At 35.1% G+C, this 15,468-nt stretch carries 16 protein-coding genes, 1 tRNA gene and 1 pseudogene; 13 read left to right on the top strand and 5 right to left on the bottom strand.

Features of this window, described 5'->3' with window-relative positions; all coding sequences use genetic code 11:
• Positions 1-541 (bottom strand): annotated as a pseudogene (locus ACH2CJ_RS07655) (hypothetical protein); the annotation flags it as partial.
• Between the two features lie 91 nt (positions 542-632).
• Here ACH2CJ_RS07655 and ACH2CJ_RS07650 point away from each other — a divergent pair.
• From ACH2CJ_RS07650 to nusG, 8 genes are all read left to right on the top strand, one after another.
• Entirely contained in the window at positions 633-806 is a 174-nt protein-coding gene (locus tag ACH2CJ_RS07650) for a hypothetical protein (protein ID WP_394991786.1), read from the top strand.
• A gap of 202 nt (positions 807-1,008) precedes the next feature.
• Complete coding sequence (locus tag ACH2CJ_RS07645; RefSeq protein ID WP_394991784.1) at positions 1,009-1,473, top strand: hypothetical protein; 465 nt, start codon at positions 1,009-1,011, stop codon at positions 1,471-1,473.
• 48 nt (positions 1,474-1,521) lie between these two features.
• Entirely contained in the window at positions 1,522-2,745 is a 1,224-nt protein-coding gene (locus tag ACH2CJ_RS07640) for an S-adenosylmethionine:tRNA ribosyltransferase-isomerase (protein ID WP_394991782.1), read from the top strand.
• Between the two features lie 60 nt (positions 2,746-2,805).
• Complete coding sequence (locus ACH2CJ_RS07635) at positions 2,806-3,465, top strand: porin family protein (RefSeq protein WP_394991780.1); 660 nt, start codon at positions 2,806-2,808, stop codon at positions 3,463-3,465.
• Positions 3,466-3,617: 152 nt separating this feature from the next.
• Complete coding sequence (tyrS, locus tag ACH2CJ_RS07630; protein ID WP_394991778.1) at positions 3,618-4,952, top strand: tyrosine--tRNA ligase; 1,335 nt, start codon at positions 3,618-3,620, stop codon at positions 4,950-4,952.
• Between the two features lie 215 nt (positions 4,953-5,167).
• Positions 5,168-5,238, top strand: a tRNA-Trp gene (locus ACH2CJ_RS07625).
• 21 nt (positions 5,239-5,259) lie between these two features.
• Positions 5,260-5,442 carry a preprotein translocase subunit SecE gene (gene secE, locus ACH2CJ_RS07620; RefSeq protein ID WP_188765738.1) on the top strand — a complete coding sequence of 61 codons (183 nt, stop codon included), beginning with the start codon at positions 5,260-5,262 and terminating at the stop codon, positions 5,440-5,442.
• 19 nt (positions 5,443-5,461) lie between these two features.
• A complete protein-coding gene (nusG, locus tag ACH2CJ_RS07615) occupies positions 5,462-6,019 on the top strand; it encodes a transcription termination/antitermination protein NusG (protein ID WP_394991776.1) in 558 nt (185 codons plus the stop codon).
• Between the two features lie 54 nt (positions 6,020-6,073).
• Here nusG and ACH2CJ_RS07610 read toward each other — a convergent pair whose 3' ends face one another.
• Complete coding sequence (locus tag ACH2CJ_RS07610; protein WP_394991774.1) at positions 6,074-6,775, bottom strand: GNAT family N-acetyltransferase; 702 nt, start codon at positions 6,773-6,775, stop codon at positions 6,074-6,076.
• Positions 6,775-7,695 (bottom strand): glycosyltransferase family 2 protein, encoded by a 921-nt coding sequence (locus ACH2CJ_RS07605; protein ID WP_394991772.1) that lies wholly within the window; start codon positions 7,693-7,695, stop codon positions 6,775-6,777. Before ACH2CJ_RS07605 ends, ACH2CJ_RS07610 begins: the two co-directional genes overlap by 1 nt.
• A 116-nt stretch (positions 7,696-7,811) precedes the next feature.
• Between ACH2CJ_RS07605 and ACH2CJ_RS07600 the strand changes: the two genes are divergently transcribed.
• Positions 7,812-8,600, top strand: coding sequence for an SDR family oxidoreductase (locus ACH2CJ_RS07600; RefSeq protein WP_394991771.1), 789 nt, complete (start codon positions 7,812-7,814; stop codon positions 8,598-8,600).
• 90 nt (positions 8,601-8,690) lie between these two features.
• Here the strand turns inward: ACH2CJ_RS07600 and ACH2CJ_RS07595 are convergent, their stop codons facing one another.
• Together ACH2CJ_RS07595 and ACH2CJ_RS07590 are read right to left on the bottom strand one after the other, a co-directional pair.
• Positions 8,691-9,221 carry a YceI family protein gene (locus ACH2CJ_RS07595; RefSeq protein ID WP_394991770.1) on the bottom strand — a complete coding sequence of 177 codons (531 nt, stop codon included), beginning with the start codon at positions 9,219-9,221 and terminating at the stop codon, positions 8,691-8,693.
• A 165-nt stretch (positions 9,222-9,386) separates the two neighbouring features.
• Positions 9,387-10,439, bottom strand: coding sequence for a quinone-dependent dihydroorotate dehydrogenase (locus ACH2CJ_RS07590; protein WP_394991768.1), 1,053 nt, complete (start codon positions 10,437-10,439; stop codon positions 9,387-9,389).
• Between the two features lie 432 nt (positions 10,440-10,871).
• Between ACH2CJ_RS07590 and ACH2CJ_RS07585 the strand changes: the two genes are divergently transcribed.
• The 4 genes from ACH2CJ_RS07585 to ACH2CJ_RS07570 form a co-directional block, all read left to right on the top strand.
• Positions 10,872-11,477, top strand: coding sequence for a TetR/AcrR family transcriptional regulator (locus ACH2CJ_RS07585; protein ID WP_394991767.1), 606 nt, complete (start codon positions 10,872-10,874; stop codon positions 11,475-11,477).
• A gap of 232 nt (positions 11,478-11,709) precedes the next feature.
• Positions 11,710-13,071: a TolC family protein gene (locus ACH2CJ_RS07580; protein WP_394991765.1), complete on the top strand. Its 1,362-nt coding sequence runs from the start codon at positions 11,710-11,712 to the stop codon at positions 13,069-13,071.
• A 109-nt stretch (positions 13,072-13,180) separates the two neighbouring features.
• On the top strand, positions 13,181-14,311 hold the full coding sequence (locus ACH2CJ_RS07575) for an efflux RND transporter periplasmic adaptor subunit (RefSeq protein ID WP_394991763.1): 1,131 nt from the start codon (positions 13,181-13,183) through the stop codon (positions 14,309-14,311).
• A 144-nt stretch (positions 14,312-14,455) separates the two neighbouring features.
• Positions 14,456-15,468: efflux RND transporter permease subunit (locus tag ACH2CJ_RS07570; RefSeq protein WP_394991788.1), on the top strand; the 1,013-nt coding region annotated here is incomplete at its 3' end.

The raw sequence follows: 15,468 nt of genomic DNA, 5'->3' as shown, positions 1-15,468 counted from the left end.
CTACATCAAGTGGCATTGGATATTGGTCGAGCATACCTAAATATTGAGAAGCGGCATCAAGGTCATAAATAGAATTACGAATTTGTGGTTTTTTCCAGTTCGACATATTATAAAACATCAACATCCCTCTATCAACAGGGGGAATGCCAGTTTTGTGTGCAAACTTAATTTGGTGTAGCCTAATGGTTGCTGAAAATAGCTTTTTAGGGAAATGTTTTCGTAGTGTAACAAGTAATTTGAAATACTTTCTTTGTGTAGAAATTGTCCAATCGCAATCAAACTGAATTTCATTAAAAAGTGTATTTTTCCAAACTAAAGTCAAATGATTATTAATAAATTCTGCAAGGTTATCTATTTGACTATCAGGTATTTGTCTCAAAACTTGATTTGTAATAAAAATCGTTGGAATAAGCTCTAAATTTTTCGGAAAAGCCTTTTCAAAACGAATACTTGCCTTAGGAATTGCTTGCTTTTTTACTACATCCCAGTCCAAATCAAAAGCTTTTACATAAAGTTTTTGTACGTGGCATGAATCAAGCATTTGCTGCTCTTGCGGACTTAATTTAAAAACAGATTTCCAATAGTAAATCCCTCTCGTAAGCTCTTTTGGCGGTGTATCTTTTTGACAAGAAATGAAAAAGAACGAGGTGAAAAATGGAATGCTGCAATATATTTTGTTTTTTGCCACGAAGGCACGAAGGAACAAAGTCCCTATTTTCTTAACAATCAAAATCTTAGTGCCTTTGTGGAAAGTAAAAAATGAGGCTGTAAATATACAAATCGCTTACTCAAAAACAGTTTTTTAAATAAAAAACTAATTCTCTCAAATCTCTGACCTAAATTTGTACTAGAAAACACTTACATCGAACGTGATGTTTTCATAAAAACAATAGTTACTCTTTAAAAAGAAAAATAGTAGAAATAGGATATTCTTAATTCTACAAATTTAATTCTACAAGTTTCATGTCTATATCAAACGTTTATTTTAATTTTTGGCGGAAAATATCTATGCCGATATTAGTTATTTCTATCATAACTTGTTATTTTGCTTTGCCCGACAACGCTGCCGTGCATCACGACGAAAATGGCAATCCTGATGGCTTTATCGACAAACAAACTTTCTTTTATATCACTTCTGGAGTCATTATTGGCTTCAATTTCTTGTTGAATTTACTTAAAATTCAAGTTAAAAAAATTGATTTTGCAAAACTAAACCCAACAAGTATTTGGGCAAATGACCGTGAGTCGCTCAATGCTCTGCTCGAAGGCTGGTTCAATGCTTTCGTTGCGGTGGTCAATACATTTATTATTTTTTCATTAGTCGCACTCAAACGTGTTAATGCTACCGATGGACAAAAATTAGACATGAACTATAACTGGTTGCTCATTATTGGTTTAGTGATTTTAATGTTTATTATTTTCTTTTTGCCTATCAAAATTCTTTATTCAAATCCTGAGAAAGAAGAACAGTAGTATGGCAATTTGCTAAATTGTCAGCGTTTAAAGTAGAATTTTCAAAAAATGCTTAATATAAACTTAGAAAAATACAATTACCAACTTCCAGATGAACGAATTGCTCGCTTTCCAGTAGAACCAAGAGACTCATCTAAGTTGTTGATATATAAGAATTTATCTATTTCAGAAGCCATGTTTTCTACTTTAAGAAATCATCTTCCCGAAAATACCTTCTTGGTTTTCAACAATACGAAAGTAATTCCTGCACGATTGTTTTTTCAGAAACAAAATGGTGTAGCGATAGAAGTTTTTTTGCTAAATCCTGTTGCTCCCTCAAACATAGTTTCACAGGTAATGGAAACCACCCAAACTTGTACTTGGGCTTGTATGATTGGTAATAAAAAACGTTTTAAAGAGAAAATTGTTGGCACATATAATGTTGGATCATATAACATTTGCCCTAAAATTGGAGTATTTGATATCGAATTAGAATTAACCGCCGAACTAATTGACCAAGAAAAAAATTACGTAAAGTTTTCATGGAACAACGAAAACCTAACTTTTGCCGAAATAGTTGGCTTTTTTGGACAAATTCCGTTACCGCCTTATCTCAAGCGTGAAACAGAACAAAAAGATTATGAAACTTACCAAACTGTTTATTCAAAAAAAGATGGAGCAGTGGCAGCACCAACGGCAGGTTTGCATTTTACAGAGGAAGTTTTTGAGGATTTAGCTCAAAAAAACATCAAGCACGATTTCGTTACGCTTCATGTAGGAGCAGGAACTTTTCAGCCAATAAAAGTGCAAAACATAGTCGAACATAAGATGCACTGTGAGCAAATTGTGTTTGATAAATCGTTTATAATCAATCTTTTACGAAATATAGATTTTGTAATTCCAGTTGGTACAACCTCGATGCGTTCACTCGAAAGTTTATATTGGTTTGGCGTAAAATTACTAATAGGAGAGGAAGATTTCTTCATCGAAAAACTATTTCCATACAATCGAACTGAAACCTTTACTGCACAAGAATCTCTTGAGGCAATTGTTGGTTTGATGACCAAAAAAAATATTCAACAACTTATAGGCGAGACCGAAATTTTTATTTTTCCGAGCTATCAATTCCGCATCTGTAAAGGAATTATTACAAATTTTCATCAACCTGATTCAACACTAATATTGCTTGTAGCGGCATTGGTAGGCGAAAGTTGGCAAAAAATTTACGATTATGCCTTAAATAATAATTTTCGTTTTCTAAGTTATGGTGATTCTTCGCTCTTGATTCCGTAATTTTGTGCTTCAAATTTCGTTCTAACAGAAAACATACTTTATTTTTACTATAGATTTTCAATGAAAAAAATATTAACCACTATCTTAATTTTAGTAAACATTATCAGTTTTGCTCAAACCAGGTTTGCTACACAATACGGTTTTAAAGTAGGTACTGGCGACTCAAAAACGGCCATTATCAATAACAAAACAAACATTACAAGTAAGTTCAGAAATGACTTAAACGTAGGAGCTTTCTATCGTTGGAATCTTAAAAAAGTAAGTGTTCAACCTGAGCTTTATTATCAAGTAAGAGGCGGAAGTTTCAAAGCAGGGTCAAATTTTGCTGAAACAAGCAATACTATTTTACGAAATAACTATCAATATGTAAGCGTACCGATACTTTTGGGCTACGAAGTTGCCAAAAATGTGCATTTAATAGTTGGGCCAGAATATGGCGTTGCTCTCAATGCGGGTACTAAATATGGGCCAGTGAAAAATACTGATTTTAATATGGTAGGCGGGCTGCGAATAGATATGCTTGATGCAGCTCATCTATTTAGTTTAAACTTTCGATATGTTTATGGTCTTACCAACACAACTAATAAAACTTATACGCTTGACGATAAATCAGTGATTCCACTTAATTTTCAAAATCGCACATTGCAACTTTCGGCAACTTATAATTTTAGCGACTTTTATCGGTGGTACAAAAAACATGGCGATAAAAAGAAAAAATAATTTTGTGCGACGATTTTTCAAATCGTCTATGAGTAATGATTATTTTTGCAAAAATAATCTGTGCCACGCCCCATAAAAGCGTGGCATAATTGTAAATAAATGACTTGAAAAAGTGTCAATAGTATTTTATTTATTGACCGTTGACTATTATTATGAATTTCATAGAAGAATTACGTTGGAGAGGAATGTTGCAAGATGCTATGCCAGGCACAGAACAGCAACTAAACAAAGAAATGACCGCTGGTTATATTGGTTTCGACCCTACGGCAAAATCGTTGCATATTGGTAATTTAGCTACTATAATGTTGCTAAAGCACTTTCAGTTGGCAGGACACAAGCCGTTTGCTTTGGTAGGTGGGGCTACTGGAATGGTAGGAGACCCTTCGGGAAAAGCTGCCGAACGCCAGTTTTTGTCTGAAGAAATTTTGCGAGAAAACCAAGATGGTATTCGCAAACAGTTAGCCAAGTTTTTAGATTTTGATTGTGGTGAAAACTCAGCCGAAATAGTTAATAATTACGACTGGTTCAAAGAAATTGGTTTTTTGGAATTTCTTCGTGAAGTAGGTAAATACTTGACAGTCAATTACATGATGTCGAAAGATTCGGTAAAAAATCGTTTGACAACGGGCATTTCATTCACCGAATTTTCGTACCAATTATTGCAAGGCTATGATTTTTATTGGTTGTATAAAAACAAGAATGTTCGCCTTCAGATGGGTGGTTCTGACCAATGGGGAAATATCACAACGGGCACTGAACTAATTCGTAGAAAAGAGGCTGCCGCAATGGATATTGCAATGGTCAGCGAAAGTGACGAAGAAGATGTTACTTATCAAGCTTATGCCCTCACTACGCCATTAGTAACAAAATCAGACGGCACAAAATTTGGCAAATCAGAAGCAGGCAACGTGTGGCTCGACCCAGATTTTACTTCGCCTTATGCTTTTTACCAATTTTGGTTGAATCAAACTGACATTGATGCTCCTCGTTTGTTGAGAGTTTTTACACTTTTATCAAAAACAGAAATACAAGCAATTGAAGCCCAACACGCCGAAGCACCTCACTTACGAATTGCCCAAAAAACATTGGCGAAAGATGTTACGATACGTGTGCATGGCGGAGAGCAATATGATTTAGCAGTAAAAGCTTCCGAAGTATTATTTGGCAAAGCAACGCTCGAAACTTTACAAAGTTTAGACGAAAAAACGTTTGCCAATATTTTTGATGGCGTACCACAAACCGAAATCTCACAAGAAGCATGGCAATCATGCCCAAGTGTGTTAGATTTAATTTCGATAATAACCAACAACGAAGTTTATGCATCAAAAGGCGAAGCTCGCCGTGCCATGCAAGGTAATGCCATAAGCATCAATAAAGTAAAAATCACAGACGAAAAAATGCCAGTTAGCGATTTAGCACTACTTCAAGGAAAATATTTATTGATTGGTAAAGGTAAAAAGAATCATATTGTAAAAGTGGTAGGTTAATTACGAATTACGATTTACCACTTAGGAAGAATTAGTAGAGTTATTTAAAAACTTGATTATAAGGTAGTAACGAATGTATTTGTAAGAAACCAATCATTCGTAAATCGTAAATAGTAAATCGTAAATGTTTTTTTGGTACAATTTTAGTCTTAGTAATTTGTGTACAAAAAAAATATACTTATCTTTGCAGTCCAAAATAAAAACTGGAATAAAAAACGGGCATGGTGCAATGGTAGCATACGGGTCTCCAAAACCTTTGATCTGAGTTCGAATCTTAGTGCCCGTGCAATTTTATAAAAAAGAAATTATGCAAGAATTTTTCAAAAACTCTTGGGAGGAAGTCACCAAAGAGGTAACATGGCCCAAATGGAGCGAGCTACAATCAAGTGCAACACTTGTGTTGGTGGCATCACTTATTTTCGCCTTAGTGGTGGGTGTAATTGATTTTTTAATCGAAAACGGTCTTCGTTTGTTCTACCAATCAATCTAACAATACTAAATTTGCGATAATGAGCGAAATAAATTGGTACGTTGTGAGGGCAGTTTCGGGTCAGGAAAAGAAAATTAAAACCTACATCGAAAACGAAGCAGCTCGACGGAAATTGGACGAATTAATACCATCCATTTTAATTCCTACCGAAAAAATTACTGACATTCGTAATGGCAAAAAACGTATCCGTGAGAAAAATTTTTTCCCAGGTTATATTATTGTCAATGCCGACCTCAATAATGGTGAAGTGCTTCACTTAATAAAAAGTATGCCAGGTGTAATTGGCTTTTTAGGTCGCAACAATGGTACTTCCATGACACCTGAGCCTCTTCGTCAGTCAGAAATTAATCGTATTTTGGGTGTTCAAGAAGAAACGATTATTGGCGAAAATATTTCTTCATCGTTATCATTTACTAAAGGCGAAAATGTAAAAGTAATCGACGGGCCATTCAGCGGTTTTGAAGGTGCAGTTGAAGAAATTAACGAAGATAAGAAAAAACTAAGTGTAAGTGTAAAAATATTTGGTCGTAGTACGCCAGTTGAATTGGGGTATATGCAGGTCGAAAAATTAATGTAACATTTACGTTAATAATACAAAAAAGTCTCTCTGTTTGCTAATAGAGAGACTTTTTTATTGCCAAAAATGATAAATATTCACAACTTCTTTTACTTCAAAACCATACTTCTCGTAAAACCTACAAGCTTGTATATTCTCCATTTGTGTAGGCACATCCAAAGTTAAGATTTTTTCGCTTTTACAAAAATTTACACAAGCATCAAGCAACGCCACGCCAATACCATGTCCTTGCAGGGCTCTGTCAACAGCTATAAGCCCTATTGTTGCGTTGCTTTCGTTTACAGCTAAAGTTACCATTCCACCTATTTTTTTGTTGGAATAGACAAATATCCTACGAGCAATTTCATGACTCACCGACTTATCAACCCATTCTCGATAAAGACGTTTGAAGTTTTCTATTCCAAATTTTTCGTCGAGCCTAAAACGAGAATGACTTCCGCTTAAATAAGCTAATTCATAGAGTTCAGGGGTTGCTTTTGCTTGCGAAAACTCCTTGATGTTGCCGTTTTTATTTATACTTAATTGCTCTATTTTTGCTGTGTAGGTTACTTTTCTATCAACTAACTTTCCATTGAATTCTTGAAGAATTTCATCAGGAATTTCAATATCTTTTTCAGTAAAAACGTAAATTAATTCATAATTTTCGGCAAATGCTTTTATAAGATTATCTTTTAAAATAGCCTCATTTGCTACTAAAATAGCTAATTTACCTATTTTTCTTTCAAAGAACGCACTATCCCACATTAATTTTATCATCAGAAGTTTAATTTTTGGTCAATAATATGAACAGGTCTATTTTTTACTTGCTCAAAAGTTTTACCCAAATAAATACCTATAATGCCCAAAATAAAAATGATTAAACCCGAAAAGAAAGTGATAGAAATAATGATGCTGGCAAAGCCTAATTGTACAATCTGATTGGTAAAATACAGATACAAATAAGCCAAACCCAACAAAACTGAAAAAAGAGACATCAATAAACCTAAGCGGACTGTCAGGCGAAGAGGTTTATCAGAAAAAGAAACGATATTATTAAATGCCAACTCAATGAGCTTATTCCAAGAATAAGATGATTTTCCCGAAGCCCGTTCGTCATGCTTGACAGGTAAATAAGCTCTTCGGAAACCTACCCATTGAGTCATCGTTGGAAAAAAACGAATAATATCGCCTAAACCAATTACCGCATCAACAACTTTTCGATGATAAATGCCAAAGTTAGCAACGCTACTATCTTGCACCGTGTCGGTCAAATAACTAAAAATTTTATAAAATAGCTTAGAAGAAAGTTTTTTGAAAAATCCATCTTGCCGAACTTCTCTTTGAGCAAAAACCAATTCGTAACCTTCTTTTGCCTTGGCAAGTAGGTTCGGAATTTCGTCGGGGCGGTCTTGTAAATCGCAGTCCATCACCACAATCCATTCACCCTGTGCAATTTGCAAACCTGCAGTAATGGCGGCATGTTGCCCAAAATTTCGACTTAATTTTACGCCTTTTACTTTTGTATCATGCACACAAACCCGCTGAATTGCCTCCCATGAGTGGTCGGGGCTACCATCTTCAACCAAAACGATTTCGTAAGCATCGGTTATTTGACTAACGGCTTGGTGAATTTCAGAAACTAATTGTTCAATAATTTCTTCTGCCCGATATACAGGCGAAACAACAGATAAGTACATGAATAAGTTTTTTGATTGCAATATTCGCTACTTCCAACCACAGTGCCAAATCATTGTTCTATGATTTTCCAAATCGACCAATAAAATTGTAACTTTGAGAAAAAAAATTTAATGCTATGAATCTCGACTTAACAGGAAAAACTGCATTCGTTTGCGGTAGTACACAAGGAATTGGCAAAGCAACTGCCATAGAATTGGCTCTTTTGGGGGCAAATATTATACTTGTTGCAAGAAACGAAGAAAAATTAAAAGAGGTTTTAGATGAATTACCTCGGAAAAAAGGTCAAAAACACCGCTATTTACTTGTTGATTTTTCAAAAACTAATCAGATTAAGCCAAAGATTGAAAATTTTTTAGCCAAATATCCAGAAGCACATATCTTGATAAACAATACTGGTGGCCCTTTGGGTGGAGCAGTGATTGAGGCAAGTCCTGAGCAATTTGTTCAGACATTTAACGAACACGTTATTTCTGCCCAAATATTGACTCAAGCAGTAGTTTCGAGCATGAAAAATGCAGGTTTCGGGCGAATAATTAATATAACGTCAGTTGGAATGAAGCAACCGATTGTTGGCTTGGGCGTGTCGAACACGATTCGTGGAGCAATGGGAAGTTGGGCAAAGTCAATGGCAAATGAATTGGGAAAGTTTGGTATTACAACAAATAATGTGCTACCAGGTTATACTACAACAGGACGTTTGAAAAAAGTAAATGAAATGCGGGCTGCTTCAACAAGCAAAACAGTTGCTGAAGTTGAGCAAGAACTAATAAAAGATATTCCGATTGGGCGATTTACGACACCACAAGAAACAGCCGCTGTCATTGCGTTTCTATGTTCGCCAGCTGCCGCTTCGGTCAATGGCGTGAGTATTCCAGTTGATGGAGGAAAAACAAGTAGCTTGTGATTTTAGTTTTAAAGTAGAAAGTTGTAAAGTTAAGGAGTATAATATGCTGATAATCAGCTACCTTTTTAACTTTACAACTTCAACCAAAACTTATTTCTGCTTTGCAGCTTGAATATTGAAAACTAACTTCACTTCGTCACTTACGACAATACCACCAGCTTCGGTAACGCCACTCCAAGTAAGACCGAAATCTTGACGATTGATTTTTCCTGAAATATCAAAACCTGCTTTCGTGTTTCCGTAGAAATCGCCCATTATTCCACCAAATTCTACATTCAAGCTCACAGGTTTTGTTACACCTTTAATTGTTAAATTTCCTTCTAATGTATAAGAATCACCCTCTTTTTTCTTCATTGAAGTAGAAACAAAAGATAGTTTCGGAAAATTTTCAGCATCGAAAAACTCACCTGATTTTAAGTGTCCATCTCTTTGCTCTTGTCCAGTTGAGATACTATCAATATCTGCCGAAAAATTTACACTTGTTCCTACAAAATCTTCATCATTTGCAGTTTCAATGCTACCTTCATAAGTACCAAAAGTACCAGTTACGGTCGAAATCATTAAGTGTTTTACCTTGAACTGCACTTCTGAGTGCGTTGGGTCGATTGTCCAGATTGCCATTGTTTGTTTTGATTTAAATTTTTGAAATATTTTTAATGATGTAGCAACATTATATGTATATACATGTAATACAAAACTCAATATCAAAAGGTTTCAAAAAAATAAAAAAAGTATGATTCAGCAATCTGAATCATACTTTTTTATTCGTAATGTATTTATAATCAATTATTTAACTTTAGTGTTTTCTTTCAAGATTCCTTTACAAATTTCTTTTACGATTGCTGGGCCTTCATAAATAAATCCTGAATAAACTTGTACGAGAGATGCTCCTGCTTGCAATTTTTCGATGGCATCCTGGGCAGTATATATGCCACCTACACCAATAATTGGAAATGCTTTATTTGACTTTTCGGATAAATACCTAATTACTTCGGTAGAGCGATTAGTTAAGGGTTTTCCGCTTAAACCACCCGCCCCAATTTCATTAACAGCTTGATAATCAGTTTCTAAGCCATCTCTGCTTATGGTTGTATTGGTGGCGATAACGCCCGAGGTTCGTGTTTCTTTGATAATTTCTATAATATCATCCAATTGTTCATTGGTCAAGTCTGGAGCGATTTTCAATAATATTGGCTTTGGTTTTGATTTTCTTCCATTGTCTCTTTCAAGTACTTTCAGAATGTATTTTAGAGGCTCTTTTTCTTGCAAATCTCGTAAGCCAGGGGTATTGGGCGAGCTGACATTTACTACAAAATAATCGACATAAGGATAGAGGTCGTTAAATGCTTTCAAATAATCATAAACGGCATCGTCGTTTTCGGTGGTTTTGTTTTTACCGATATTGCCACCAATAATAATTTTAGATTTTCTTTTTCGTAGCTGATTGGCTGCCTCTAATGAACCTTCATTATTGAAACCCATGCGGTTGATGAGTGCTTGGTCGGATTTTAACCTAAAAAGTCGAGGTTTATCATTGCCTAGTTGTGGACGAGGAGTAACGGTACCGATTTCGATAAATCCAAAACCGAGATTTGCCAATTCGTCTGTCCAAATACCATTTTTATCAAAACCTGCTGCTAATCCTACAGGGTTTTTGAAGCGTAAACCAAATACTTTTCTTACTAAACGAGTATCTTCTTTCTCAAAAAATAGTCTCAAAATACTTGGAACGAACGGAATTTTACAGACAAATTTGAGAATGTCCATTATCGTGTAGTGAATCTTCTCGGCATCGTAGCGAGTAAGAAAAGGGAAAACAAATTTTTTATAAAAACTCATCAGGGGTAATTGTCTTAACGACAAATAATGGTTATTAATTTATAAAATGTTAGAATATTACAGGAAAGCAGAGAATTAGAATGGTTTACAAAAATACAATTTTGAAACAACTTTTCCTTGAAAATTTACTTTTAAGATTTGTATTAAAATAATCGTATTGGAAAAGTACAAAAAAATAATTTTTTTGTAATATACAATAGTGTGCGTTTTATCACTAAAATAGACTTCAAATGCTCTATTTTCCCTTTCATACGATGAATTACTTACTTCATCAGATTTGTTTTTTATTTTATTTACCTTTTTTTCATTTTTGTACTGTTAATTTTTTATCTAAAAAAAATCATAAAAACTTTGAACCTTTCAAGAGTTTCCATAGTTTCTTCTGTTATATAGCTATCGATAATGATGATTCGAATTATTTAAAGAACAGAAATGGAAGTAAGGGGACGTATATTGAATACCGCCGAAGAACTTTTTAGTAAATTCGGAATTCGTAGTGTTACGATGGACGAAATTGCTTCGGAATTGGGGATTTCAAAAAAAACAATTTATCTAAATTTCGAAGACAAAGATGCAATCGTACACGAGGTGGCAAGCAGCAGAATGACTTGTGAGCAGACCGAAAGTGAGCGTATTTATAAGGAATCAGAAAATCCGATTGATGAGTTTTTTAAGGAAATTGAAGTTTTTCGAACTCATGCAGCTACTTTGAACCCGATGGTATTGTACGATTTGAAGAAATATCACCCTAAAACTTGGCAACTTTTTCAGCAACATAAACAAAGTGTTTTTTTGGAAATAGTCAAGCGAAATTTACGAGAAGGGGTTGAGCAAGGGCTTTATCGAAGCGATATTAATATCGAAATTTTATCAAGGCTACGCATGGAAGAAATAGATTTTGCTTTTGATGTGAGCATTTTTCCTCCCGAAAAGTATAAGCAGTTTGAGGTGCATTTGGCCTTTATTAATCATTTTTTGCGTGGAATTATAACCGAAAAAGGATTAGAAATTTATCTAAAATACACAAAATCAGAATAATTTATAGCACATAAATAAGGCAATTCGTACAGTAGACTTCCTGCGAAAGTATTTTAAGTCGAAAAACACCATCTTTTCGGCTACAAATTGAGCAAATTTTTAAACCGTAGCGGTGCTATGCTTTCAAAATTTCCTCAATTTTCGCTTGAAAATCTACTATTTTTCAATCATAAAACACTTTCGCAGGAAGTCTATTAATTAATAAGAGTTAAATTAAATATTACATATAATTATGAAAATAGAATACATATGGACGGCATTCCGTCGGGCGGCGTTTTGCTTATTTTTCTTGATTTTGACTATATCCACCGCTTATAGCCAGCAGTCATTTTCGTTGAAAGAGGCGGTTCATTACGGAATAAAAAATCATCTCACCGTAAAAAATGCTGAACTGGAGATTTATTCTGCCGAAAACACCATCAAACAAGTAAAAGCGGCTGGTTTACCACAAATAAACGGGCAGTTTCAATATACTGCCAACGTGATTGTACCTACTTCACTAATTGCAGCCAAAAATTTCAATCCACAAGCAGCAGAAGGCGAAGTAATGAAGATTAAGTTCGGTGTGCCGTGGAGCGGGCAAGCGGGCGTAAGCCTTAATCAGTTACTTTATGATGCTACGTGGTTGGTCGGAATTAAAGCTGCACCTGTTTATCGTGAGTTAGCTCAGAGAACAGTGGCGAGTTCAAAAATTGTAGTTGCCGAAAACATAATGAAAGCCTATTATTCGGTATTGGTTGCTGAAGAAAGAAGCAAGATTTTGATTTTGAATGTTACTCGTTTAGATACGCTTCTTCGTGAAATGAAAATCATGAATGAAAAAGGTTTTATCGAAAAATTAGATGTTGACCGCCTGCAAGTGCAACGCAATAATTTAGTAACTGAAACTCAGAAAGTAAGAAATTTGATAGAGTTGAGTTACGGCTTACTTAAATTCCAGATGGGAATGAAGCAACAAGAGCCAATTGTATTGAAAGATAAACTCTCAGAAACAGATATTAATATTTTACAATTGCCTGATTACCAAGGTGTAGATTTTGGAAATCGAATAGAATATTCAACATTAATGACGCAACGAAAACTGGCGTCATTAGACATGGAACGCACAGAAAAAGGTGTTTTTCCAAAAGTGTTTTTTAATGGTTCGCTGGGGGCTGGTCATAGTAACCCACGATTCAATCCTTTCGAGCGTTGGTTTGGTTCATCGGCATTGAGTATAGGTTTACAAATACCAATTTACGACAGCGGTTTAAGGAAATTACAGATTCAGCAACATCAAATCAATCTTACAAAAATTGATCAAAGTGCTTCGTATTTGCGTGAATTATTTGAATTGCAAGCAACTCAAGGCATTATCAGTTTGAAAAATGGCTTAGAAAGCATGAAATCTCAAAAAGCCAATATGGAATTGGCACAAGAAGTTGTGCGGGTTTCAAAAATAAAATATCAAGCAGGTGCAGGCACAAATATCGAAGTTATAAACGCTGAATCTTCATTGAAAGAAGCACAAACTAATTATTTTGCCGCACTTTATGATTTGCTTATTGCCAAAGTTGATTTGGATAAAGCCAATGGTAAATTGCTCGCAGAGTAAGTTTAGTTTATAATCACTATTAAGCCGTTATCAATGAATAGTATTTTGAATAAGGCATTTGTCTTTATTCAGTCATTCAATAATTTAAATCAATCATTCAATATATTTTATGAAAAATACATTTTATACATTATCAATTTTCGTTATTTTAGTAGCTTGCTCAAAAGGTAGTAGTGATAAACTATCGGAGAAAAAAGCCGAATTAGCCAAACTTCAAGCTGAGGAAAAAACGGTTTCTGCAAGTATCAAAAAATTACAAGCAGAACTTGATATTCTCGACCCAAAGAAAGATGTTGAGAAAGTTATCACTGTAACAGTTTCACCAATTGCAGTCCAAAATTTTAAGCATTTTGTTGAAATACAAGGCAGAGTTGATGCCAAAAACAATATGTTCGTATCGCCACAAATGGGTGGAGCAATTACACGTTTGTATGTAAAAGAAGGTGATTATGTAAAACAAGGGCAAACAATCGCAACTATTGATAATGCAGTGTTGAAGCAATCGCTCCAAGAAATTGATTATCAGTTAGAAACAGCCAAGATTTTCTACGAAAAACAAAAATCACTTTGGGATCAAAAAATTGGTACTGAGATTCAATACATTCAAGCAAAAAGTAATGTTGAAGCACTTGAAAAACGTATTTCTACCCTCAAAACTCAAACAGCAATGACTACGGTCGTGTCGCCAATAGGTGGCTTCGTAGATGAGGTACGTATGAAAGCAGGAGAAATGGCAGCTCCAGGTTTAGGAATTGTGCGGGTAGTAAATTCGGACAACCTAAAAGTAGTGGCTCAAGTAGCTGATACTTACGCAAGCACAATTAAGCAAGGAGACGAGGTAATTGTCAAATTTCCAGATTTAGGTAAAGAAACAACGGCAAAATTGACATTTGTTGGTCAAACAGTGAATCCTGCATCAAGAACATTTGTAGTAGAGGCGTCGATTCGAAAAATTGATAGCCATTTAAAGCCTAATATGACTGCTATCTTGAATATTAATGACCAAGCTAAAAGCAATGCAGTTATCATTAACCAAAATTATATTCAACATACCGAAGCGGGAGATATAGTATATTTAGCAGTTGTGGAAGGTTCAAAAAAAGTGGCTCGTAGCCGTAAAGTTACTACTGGTATCACTTATAATGGAGATATTGAAATTGTATCGGGTTTACAAACAGGCGACATGTTGATTACTCAAGGCTATCAAGATTTAGTTGATGGACAGGCAGTTAATTTTTAACAAGTTCAACCCCCGACCCCTCCCGAATAGGGCAATTAAAAAAAACATTAAACAATCATAAAAGCCTCAGAAAGGTTTTGGATTATGGAAAACGATAATTTACAACATCAAGATATACCTCATGGAAGTGGGGCAATCTACAACATGGTTCGTTGGTTAGGCAATAACCAAACCACAGTCTATATATTTACAGCAATGATTTTTATGGCAGGTTTGGGGATCTATTTCAACTTACCAAAAGAGCAGTTTCCTGACATCAAAGTACCGCAGATTTATGTTCAAACCATTTATTTTGGAACAACTCCTGCCGATATCGAAAATGTTATCAACAAGCCTATAGAAAAGCAGTTAAAGACAATTTCGGGAGTTAAACGCATTAAATCGAATGCTTTACAAGACGTTTCGGTTATTTTGGTTGAATTTAACCCCGATGTAAAAGTAGAAGCAGCTTTGCAAAAAGTACGTGATGCAATTGATAAAGCCAAGCGTGATTTACCACAAAAGCTTGACGGTGGGCCTACAGCACAAGATGTTAATTTTTCGGAGTTTCCGATTATGAATATCAATTTAGTAGGAAATTTCCCGCTTGAAAAATTGAAAGGTTATGCCGAGCAACTGCAAGATGAAATAGAATCATATCCTGAAATTACGAAAGTTGATATTGTTGGTACATTAAAGCGTGAGATACAAATTAATCTTGATTTGTATAAAATGCAAGCAGCAGGCTTGACTTTCTACGATATTCAAAGTTCGATTCAAGGTGAAAACGTAAATATTTCGGGTGGAGAACTAAATGTAGATAATGTTCGCCGAACAATTCGTGTAAAAGGCGAATTTAGTAACGTTGACCAAATGCGAAATATTCAAATTCGTAGTTCAACAGGAGCAACTGTTCGCTTAGGTGATGTAGCCGACGTGCGAGATAGTAGCGAAGAACGCCAAGATTTTGCTCGTTTAGATGGCAAATCGGTTGTAACTCTTAATGTTGTGAAGCGTGCAGGAGCAAACGTGATTGCGGTGTCGGAACGCATCGAAGCCTTATTGGATAAATACAGAGAAGATCGTTTTCCGCAAGGTTTGGAAGTAAAAGTTACGGCAGATACTTCGGAACGAGTGAAAAGTAGCATCAACGATTTGGTCAATACTGTAATCTTAGG

This window comes from Emticicia sp. (assembly GCF_043780375.1).
Taxonomy (GTDB): Bacteria; Bacteroidota; Bacteroidia; order Cytophagales; family Spirosomataceae; genus Emticicia.
The sequence above is the reverse complement of the archived record's forward strand: the minus strand, read 5'-3'. Positions and strand labels throughout refer to the sequence as shown.

Coding starts and splice junctions, on each gene's coding strand:
- ACH2CJ_RS07575 (WP_394991763.1), top strand. CDS start 13,181: ATGAAAAATACATTTTATACATTATCAATTTTCGTTATTTTAGTAGCT.
- ACH2CJ_RS07580 (WP_394991765.1), top strand. CDS start 11,710: ATGAAAATAGAATACATATGGACGGCATTCCGTCGGGCGGCGTTTTGC.
- ACH2CJ_RS07640 (WP_394991782.1), top strand. CDS start 1,522: ATGCTTAATATAAACTTAGAAAAATACAATTACCAACTTCCAGATGAA.
- ACH2CJ_RS07605 (WP_394991772.1), bottom strand. CDS start 7,695: ATGTACTTATCTGTTGTTTCGCCTGTATATCGGGCAGAAGAAATTATT.
- secE (WP_188765738.1), top strand. CDS start 5,260: ATGCAAGAATTTTTCAAAAACTCTTGGGAGGAAGTCACCAAAGAGGTA.
- ACH2CJ_RS07585 (WP_394991767.1), top strand. CDS start 10,872: ATGGAAGTAAGGGGACGTATATTGAATACCGCCGAAGAACTTTTTAGT.
- ACH2CJ_RS07610 (WP_394991774.1), bottom strand. CDS start 6,775: ATGATAAAATTAATGTGGGATAGTGCGTTCTTTGAAAGAAAAATAGGT.
- ACH2CJ_RS07635 (WP_394991780.1), top strand. CDS start 2,806: ATGAAAAAAATATTAACCACTATCTTAATTTTAGTAAACATTATCAGT.
- ACH2CJ_RS07595 (WP_394991770.1), bottom strand. CDS start 9,221: ATGGCAATCTGGACAATCGACCCAACGCACTCAGAAGTGCAGTTCAAG.
- tyrS (WP_394991778.1), top strand. CDS start 3,618: ATGAATTTCATAGAAGAATTACGTTGGAGAGGAATGTTGCAAGATGCT.
- ACH2CJ_RS07645 (WP_394991784.1), top strand. CDS start 1,009: ATGCCGATATTAGTTATTTCTATCATAACTTGTTATTTTGCTTTGCCC.
- ACH2CJ_RS07600 (WP_394991771.1), top strand. CDS start 7,812: ATGAATCTCGACTTAACAGGAAAAACTGCATTCGTTTGCGGTAGTACA.
- ACH2CJ_RS07590 (WP_394991768.1), bottom strand. CDS start 10,439: ATGAGTTTTTATAAAAAATTTGTTTTCCCTTTTCTTACTCGCTACGAT.
- nusG (WP_394991776.1), top strand. CDS start 5,462: ATGAGCGAAATAAATTGGTACGTTGTGAGGGCAGTTTCGGGTCAGGAA.
- ACH2CJ_RS07650 (WP_394991786.1), top strand. CDS start 633: ATGAAAAAGAACGAGGTGAAAAATGGAATGCTGCAATATATTTTGTTT.